The 6,643-nt window shown below is 70.8% G+C and carries 8 protein-coding genes and 1 tRNA gene; 6 read left to right on the top strand and 3 right to left on the bottom strand.

The genetic code is table 11. The annotated features are described in order from the left end of the window. Positions 1-67: 67 nt before the first annotated feature. Together D8M35_RS14820 and D8M35_RS14815 are read right to left on the bottom strand one after the other, a co-directional pair. Positions 68-328: a co-chaperone YbbN gene (locus tag D8M35_RS14820; RefSeq protein ID WP_126892531.1), complete on the bottom strand. Its 261-nt coding sequence runs from the start codon at positions 326-328 to the stop codon at positions 68-70. 29 nt (positions 329-357) lie between these two features. Beyond that, positions 358-648, bottom strand: coding sequence for an oligoribonuclease (locus tag D8M35_RS14815; protein WP_126892530.1), 291 nt, complete (start codon positions 646-648; stop codon positions 358-360). 61 nt (positions 649-709) lie between these two features. On the opposite strand from D8M35_RS14815, the gene D8M35_RS14810 reads away from it, so the two are divergent. The 6 genes from D8M35_RS14810 (at position 710) to D8M35_RS14785 (ending at position 5,737) form a co-directional block, all read left to right on the top strand. After that, positions 710-1,159, top strand: a complete 450-nt coding sequence (locus tag D8M35_RS14810) for a MarR family winged helix-turn-helix transcriptional regulator (RefSeq protein ID WP_161972684.1) — start codon at positions 710-712, stop codon at positions 1,157-1,159. After that, positions 1,156-2,394: an MFS transporter gene (locus tag D8M35_RS14805; RefSeq protein WP_126892528.1), complete on the top strand. Its 1,239-nt coding sequence runs from the start codon at positions 1,156-1,158 to the stop codon at positions 2,392-2,394. The genes D8M35_RS14810 and D8M35_RS14805 overlap by 4 nt, the downstream gene beginning before the upstream one ends. 913 nt (positions 2,395-3,307) lie before the next feature. After that, on the top strand, positions 3,308-3,946 hold the full coding sequence (orn, locus tag D8M35_RS14800; protein ID WP_126892527.1) for an oligoribonuclease: 639 nt from the start codon (positions 3,308-3,310) through the stop codon (positions 3,944-3,946). A 97-nt stretch (positions 3,947-4,043) separates the two neighbouring features. Next, a tRNA-His gene (locus tag D8M35_RS14795) sits at positions 4,044-4,119 on the top strand. 161 nt (positions 4,120-4,280) lie between these two features. Further along, positions 4,281-5,393 (top strand): acyltransferase, encoded by a 1,113-nt coding sequence (locus tag D8M35_RS14790; protein ID WP_161972683.1) that lies wholly within the window; start codon positions 4,281-4,283, stop codon positions 5,391-5,393. Further along, complete coding sequence (locus D8M35_RS14785) at positions 5,393-5,737, top strand: metallopeptidase family protein (protein WP_126892533.1); 345 nt, start codon at positions 5,393-5,395, stop codon at positions 5,735-5,737. The genes D8M35_RS14790 and D8M35_RS14785 overlap by 1 nt, the downstream gene beginning before the upstream one ends. 149 nt (positions 5,738-5,886) lie before the next feature. Here the strand turns inward: D8M35_RS14785 and D8M35_RS14780 are convergent, their stop codons facing one another. Next, a complete protein-coding gene (locus D8M35_RS14780; RefSeq protein ID WP_238638256.1) occupies positions 5,887-6,507 on the bottom strand; it encodes an ATP-binding protein in 621 nt (206 codons plus the stop codon). Positions 6,508-6,643 lie beyond the last annotated feature (136 nt).

Below are 6,643 nucleotides of genomic sequence, written 5' to 3'. Positions count from 1 at the left end.
TCCCGGCCGGGGACGGCAGCGTGGCGACCGGCGGGGCGGGCGGGCACCGCGCCTCTCGGCGGGCCGGTCAGAGCGCCTTCGCGACCGCCACCAGCAGCTGGTCCCGCGAGGGGACGCCCGGAGAACGGAAGACCTCGGCACCGTCCTCCCGCCGCACGATGATCGTGGGGGTCGAACGGATGCCGAGGTCCTCTGCGGTGTCGGGGTGTGCCGCGACGTCGCGCTCCGTGACCCGGAGCCCGGGGACGAGCGCCGCGGCCTCGCCGGTCACGCGGCGGGCGGCTGCGCACGGTGCGCAGAAGGCGGAGGTCCAGAGGTCGAGCTGCACGGAACGGTGCAACTTGCGCGGCGCGGGATCTACTCCCGGTCGAACTCGCCGCTGCGGTCGCCGCGGTCCTGCAGGTCGTCGACCGGGTCGGAGTCCGCGGCATCGTACTCGTACTCGACCGAGGTCTGGTCGAGCACCTGACGGGTCTTGGTGGCCTTGTAGGTGAAGGCCGTCTGCAGGCCCTCGACGTCCGCGTACACCGTGACCTCGTCGTCGACCGCGTCGCTCGTGGCGGTGCGGGTGTCGGTCGTGCCGTCGAAGGGACCGCCGTGGAAGATCGCGGTGTACTCGTCGCCCTCGTGGATGGTGATGTCGCTCATGCGTCCCTTGTACCAGGGGCGCCCTGTTGACGGATGCATAGCACCGCTATATAGTTTGCACATGGAATCATCTCGGGCGCAGACGTTGGAGACGCTGATCGTCTCGGTCAACCGCCTCGTCCGCGCCGCGGCGCGAGCCTCGGGCGACGCCACCTCGGCCGCGGTCTGGCGCACGCTCGGCATCCTCGAGACCGACCAGCCCCTGCGCCTCGGTGAACTCGCGGCCGCGTCACGCGTCGCGCAGCCGACCATGACCCGGATCGTCTCCGGGATGCTCGCCGACGGGCTCCTCTCGCGCACCGTCGACCCCGACGACTCCCGCGGCCAGCTCATCGAGCTGACCGACACGGGCCGCGAGCGGCTCGCCACCTGGCGGGCGACGATCGCCGGCTCGGTCGGACCGGTCTTCGCCGACCTCGACGACGACGACTGGGACGTCCTGCGCGACGCCGCCGCCATCATCGCTTCGCGCACCACCACGAACCCCACCAGAACGGAGATCCACGCGTGAACGCCCACGCACCCGCTGCGTCCGGCAGCATCCTCAAGCAGTCGTCCGCGGTCTGGGCGATCGCGTTCGCCTGCGTCGTCGCCTTCATGGGCATCGGCCTCGTGGACCCGATCCTGCCCGCGATCGCGACGTCGCTGCACGCGACCGCCGCGCAGACCGAGCTGCTCTTCACGAGCTACCTCGCCGTCACCGGCGTCGCGATGTTCTTCACCAGCTGGGTGTCGAGCCGCATCGGCGCGAAGAACACGCTGCTCATCGGGCTCGCGCTCATCGTCGTGTTCTCGGTGCTCGCCGCGACCTCGGGCAGCGTCTGGAACATCATCGGCTTCCGGGCCGGATGGGGCCTCGGCAACGCGCTCTTCATCTCCACCGCGCTCGCGACCATCGTCGGCGCGGCCTCGGGCGGCACGGCCTCGGCGATCATCCTGTACGAGGCAGCACTCGGGCTCGGCATCGCGGTAGGCCCCCTGGTCGGCGGTCTGCTCGGCTCGGTGAGCTGGCGCGGACCCTTCTTCGGCGTCACCACCCTGATGGCGATCGCGTTCATCGCCGTCGTCGTGCTGCTCAAGTCCTCGGGGCTCGAGAAGCCGACACCGACCAAGCTCTCGGCGCCGTTCCGTGCCCTCGGACAGCCGGCACTCGCGGCACTCGCCGTGACCGCGCTCTTCTACAACATCGGGTTCTTCGTGCTCCTCGCGTACACGCCGTTCCCGCTCGGCTTCGGCGCGCTCGGCATCGGCTTCACGTTCTTCGGGTGGGGCGTCGGGCTGGCGATCACCTCGGTCTGGGTCGCGCCGATGCTCACCGCACGCATGCGCCGCACGACCGTCCTGAAGATCGCGCTGCCGCTGCTCGCCCTCGACCTGTTCGCCGCGGCGGTCGTCGTGACCTCGCAGGTCGGGCTGATCATCTGCGTGGTTATCGGCGGACTCGTGCTCGGTGTCCTCAACACCGTGCTCACGGAGTGCGTGATGGAGGCGACGGACCTCCCCCGCTCGGTGGCGTCGAGCGCGTACTCCGCGGTGCGCTTCATCGGCGGTGCGATCGCCCCGCCCGTGGCGACGCTGCTGGCGGACGAATTCTCGCCCGCGGCTGCGTACGTGTTCGCCGGGATCTCGGTGGCGGTCGCGTTCGTGGTCGTCGTGCTGACCACGAAGGTGCTGCGGCGGGTCGACGACGGGGCGGAGCCGGAGCGCGTCGAGGCCGAGGCGATCTCGGCGGGCGAGATGATCTGAGCCTGACGGTTCCCTGCACAGCGGGCGGGAACCGCGAGCGGACTCTGGTCCGGTCGTGGTTCCCGCCCGTTCGTCGTGTTCGGGTTCGGGTTCGGGTTCGGGTTCGGGAGGGACGCTGACCCCGGGCAGGACGCGGGCTCCGGGCTGGAGCCGCGTGAGCCGCGCGAGCCGCTCGAGCGGGCGGAACACGCAGGCCGGGAGCAGACCGCCCGGCAGCTTCCGCCCGCGCGGGTGACCGGGGACGGGCCGGAGCAGATCGTCGGACGCACGGGGAGCCTCCAGTCCGGGGTGGCGGCCAGCGAATCGCTCCGCTCCGCCCCCTCGCTCGTTCCGCCCGCTCGCTCCACTGTTCGGAGCGGCAGCCTCCGTCACTCGCACGCGAGCGGGCGGAATGCTGCTGTCGCTCCGATCCCAGGGCGCTGGTTCCGCCCGCTCGTGAGGGCGGATCTGAGCGATTCGCCCGACGGTCCGTGCCGCTCGTCGTGAACGGGCGAATCTCGCTCCCGGGACGGCTCGCTCTGCGCGGGTTCCGCCCGCTCGCGAACACGTTGGACGGATTCACGTCGGACTGGAGGCGCGGCTCGCCTCCGGCGGACCGGTCGCGTCGCGAAGGGGCGGAACCGGGCCGCGGGGCAGCCCCCACGCGCAGGTTCCGCCCGCTCGCCAACACCTGAGCCGGACTCGCCCTCGGCCTGGAGGCGCGGCTCGCCTCCGGCGGACCGGTCCCGTCGCGAAGGGACGGAACCAGCCAGCGGGCCCGCCCACGCATGCAGATTCCGCCCGCTCGCGAACATCTCACCAACGCATGCAGGTTCCGCCCGCTCGCGGTGACCGGGCGCGCAGGGCCACCCTCGCTCCACAGCCGCACACCACCGGCGCGGGAGCGTCGCACGCGCGGAATAGGATCGGGGACATGGCAACTGCGAACGACCGCCTCGTCTGGATCGACTGCGAGATGACGGGCCTCGACCTCGAGGTCGACGAGCTCGTCGAGGTGGCCGTCGTCGTCACGGACTTCGACCTCGTCCCCGTGCACCCCGGCTTCGACATCGTCATCAAGCCGGACCAGTCGGCGCTCGACAACATGAACGAGTTCGTGACGAACATGCACACGACGTCGGGTCTGCTCGAGGAGATCCCGGACGGCGTCTCCCTGGCCGACGCCGAGTACCAGGTGCTCGAGTACATCCTCGAACACGTCCCGGCCGAGGGCAGCGCCCCGCTGGCGGGCAACACGATCGGCACGGACCGCGCGTTCCTGTCGAAGTACATGCCGCGCGTGGACGGGCACCTGCACTACCGCAGCGTGGACGTGTCGAGCATCAAGGAGCTCTGCCGTCGCTGGTTCCCGCGCGTGTACTTCAACGCGCCGGAGAAGCACGGTGGGCACCGTGCCCTCGCGGACATCCTCGAGTCGATCCGCGAACTCGAGTACTACCGCCGTGCGGGCTTCATCCCCGAGCCCGGCCCCACGACCGAGGACGTCCGCGCCGTCGCGGCCGACGTCGTCGAGAAGTGGGAACCGCGGCTCGCGCAGCCCGCCGGCGAGTAGTCACGAGCGGAGACACGAGCAGCGACACGCGTGGTCGGTGGGACCTCCCGCATGTACTACTATTGAGTGGTCGCGCCGGTCCGCCAGCGTGTACATGGTGGGTATAGCTCAGTTGGTAGAGCGCCTGGTTGTGGTCTAGGAGGTCGCGGGTTCGAGACCCGTTACTCACCCCAGTTCGAGAAGGCCCCGTCCGAGAGGACGGGGCCTTCTCTGCTTCTCCAGCACGAAACACCAAGCGCCTTGTATTTCATATCAGATGTGCGACACTGGTGACATGTTGCGAGATGGCGTTGTCGACCCCTGTGAGCACGTCGCTTCTGGGTCGGTGGGCCCCGTGGCCGAGATCCAGCCTGTCCACGCGCGCAGTGCGTCCTTGACGCGAGCCGAGGCGATCGGACAGACCTTCGACCCGAGGCGGAACGCGCTGAACCTGATGCGCGTCGGGCTCGCCTGCGTCGTCATCCTCGCGCACGCTTGGCAGATCGGCGGGTGGGAGCCGAGGCCACACTTGGGAGACATCGAGCTGGGCGCTGCCGCAGTAGCGGCGTTCTTCGCCGTGTCCGGCTTCCTCATCACCGGAAGCGCCGTGCGCCTCCCGTTTCCCTCCTTCTTGGTACGCCGCTTCCTCCGGATATACCCCGCCTACCTCTGCGCGATGCTGGTCACGGCGCTCGTGTTCGCTCCGGCCTCGGTGCTGTTGTTCGGCGAGACCAGATGGGACTTCGCCGTGGCACTGCAGTTCGTCGTGTCGAACCTCGGGCTGAAGATCGTCACCCCCGACATCTCGGGGACCCTTGACGACGTCCCGTTCCCCGGCAGCTGGAACGGAGTGGCCTGGACGCTCGCCTACGAGTTCTGCTGCTACATCCTGGCCGGGATCATCGCGGTCTTCCGGACGCGGGTCCGCGTGGTCGGATCGGCCGGACTCCTCGTGGTCCTCTCCTCAGCGATGGCACTCGATCACCTCGGGGCGGTGTCGATCGCACACGGGATCGAGATCGGCCTCCGACCGGCTGCCTGCTTCGTCGCCGGCTCGATGCTCTTCATGCTGCGCGACCACGTGCCGGACCATCGCCTGCTCGCAGCGGCCGCGGGCGCGGTCGTCGTCGGCAGTGCTGCGATCGGAGTGAGCGACATCGTCGCCCCGATCCCGTTCGCGTACCTCCTCATCTTCGCCGCCACACACCTGCGCGGCAAGGCAATCGGCAGCAGGAACGATGTGTCGTACGGGCTCTACCTCTACGGATGGCCCGTGGGGCAGTTGCTCGCGCACGTGCTCCGGGCACCGGACACGCCGCCGTTCGTGATCGCGGTCGTGACAGTCCTCCTGACGCTGCCCTTCGCCTGGGCAAGCTGGATCTGTGTGGAACGTCCCGCGCAAGGCCTGGGCAAGCGACTCATGGGCCGGGCTCCTCGATCAGGCTCGTGTGCCACGATCGATCTGTGATGGACATGTCCGCCGACGCGTTCGAGCAGCTCGTGACCGACGAGCTCGACCTGCTGCCCGACGAGATGGTCGACGGGCTCGACAACGTGGTGTTCGTTGTCGAGGACGAACCCGAGGACGGCTCCGACCTGTTCGGGTACTACGACGGAGTCGCCGCGACCGAGCGCGGGCAGTACGGGTTCGGCGAGCTCCCGGACCGGATCGTGGTGTTCCGGAAGCAGCACCTCGAGGAGTGCGACACCGTCGAGGAGCTCCGGGACGAGGTGCACACGACGCTCGTCCACGAGATCGGCCACTTCTACGGCATCGACGACGCTCGTCTGCACGAGCTCGGCTGGGCGTAGCCGGCAGTCGTGCCGACGCGAGTCTCGGGCTGAGCGACGGGGCTCGGGCTCCGGGCCGCGAGGGTCGTCGGCCAGCCCGAGTCTCGCCGCCGGCCCCTCGACCCGGCGGGGTAGCTGGCCCAGCCGCCGGCACCGGGCCGCGCCCGCCCCTAGGTCCGGACGAGCACGTCGGCGAGCTCCGCGGGCGCCTCGGCGACGATGAACGCCCGCTCCTGCGCGGCCCAGCGCTCCCACTCGCGGGCGAACACCTCGCCGTCGCGGCCGATCGCGCGGTCACGACGGACCTCGTCGTCGGCCTCGAGCCACACCCTCAGGGCCGCGAGCGGAGCGGAGGCCCGGGACAACGCCCCGCACCCCTCGACCACCAGCGGCGCGTCGGGCTCGATCGCCACCCACCCCGCGGGCTCGGACCGCTCCCAGTCCCAGCGCCGGTACCCCGACGGCGTCCCGAGCAGGTCGGACACGACCGCGTCGGAGGCCGCCCGCAGCCCGTCCCACCCGGGGTAGACGTCGTCGAGGTGCACGACGACTGCGCCGAGCCGCGCCGCGAGCGCGTCACCGAGCGTGGTCTTCCCGGTGCCCGAGCGCCCGTCGACCAGCACGACGAGGCGCCGACCGGTGGCAGCAGCAGCCCCGGCCGCGGCGGCCGCGAGCCCGTCGACGAGCGCCGGGTCGAGCGCCGATCCGAGCGCGGGGTCGCGCGCCGGTCCGGGCGTCGCGTCGGGTCCCACTCCCCCGGCGGGTGCGTCCGGCCACGAGCGCTCAGGCACGCCAGGTCCCTGCAGTCAGGGCCACGCCGACCGAGACGACGCCGATGGCGACCAGCACCCCGACCATCGCCCACTCGCGGCCCGCGAACCGCACCGGCCGCGCCCAGGTCCGCGGACCGGGAGCGCCGAAGCCACA

This window comes from Curtobacterium sp. HSID17257 (genome assembly GCF_003989515.1).
GTDB lineage: Bacteria > Actinomycetota > Actinomycetes > Actinomycetales > Microbacteriaceae > Curtobacterium.
The sequence above is the reverse complement of the archived record's forward strand: the minus strand, read 5'-3'. Positions and strand labels throughout refer to the sequence as shown.